This is a genomic window from uncultured Tenacibaculum sp. (assembly GCF_947494125.1).
Taxonomy (GTDB): Bacteria; Bacteroidota; Bacteroidia; order Flavobacteriales; family Flavobacteriaceae; genus Polaribacter.
The window spans coordinates 1-761 of sequence record NZ_CANLTU010000043.1 but is presented as its reverse complement, the minus strand read 5'-3'; the positions used below and the strand labels follow the sequence as shown (position 1 = coordinate 761).

The following is a 761-nucleotide window of genomic DNA, read 5'->3' as shown; positions in this document are numbered from 1 at the left end:
TTTGAAACTGCTTTCAACATAATCGATGGTTGTAAAACCATATCTTTTCCTAAATTAAACTTGTAACCTGCTATTAAAAATGAATGTATCTTATCATTTGCTCTTGATAACTGCCCTTCTTTTTTCTCAAAATATACTGTTTCTAGTACATTTGGCATTGAGAAACTTACAAAGTATTTATCGCTAAAGAAGTGCAATCCAAATCCAAAATTTGGGTTTAATCTATTTAATTTATCCGCAAATGCTATATCAGACGGTTCTACCGTAATTATGTCATTTGGCAAATCTGCACTCAAATAATTAAATCCTCCTTTTAATCCTAAAGCCAACTTATTTTTCTCATTTAACTTAAGTGTGTACGACATGTCTACAAAAAAATTGGTCTCTGTCACTGGGCCTAATTTATCTGAGATTAAAACTCCTCCTATTCCTAAACTTTTTTTAAGCGGCATATCAAAAGTTAAAGTCGTTGTTTTTGGAGCGCCATCTACGCCTACCCATTGACTTCTATGAAACATATTAATGTTCATCTTTTTATTGATTCCAACCGTAGCTGGATTTATGATATTTAATCCATATGCATATTGTGTATATTGTGGATCTTGCTGCCCTTGTATTTTTAGGGTCATAAATATCAATATTACAAGTATTATTAATTTTTCTTTCATGATAAAATATTAGTAATTTATATATACCCAACCTACTAGAGGCTTCCTGTTAAATTTATTTAGATGTATAACATAGTAATACGTTCCTGCTGG

At 30.7% G+C, this 761-nt stretch carries 1 protein-coding gene; it reads right to left on the bottom strand.

Translation table 11 applies throughout. From position 1 onward, the window contains the following. The coding region (locus tag Q0881_RS17725; RefSeq protein WP_299163297.1) for a type IX secretion system membrane protein PorP/SprF at window positions 1-629 on the bottom strand (629 nt) is incomplete at its 3' end. Window positions 630-761 lie beyond the last annotated feature (132 nt).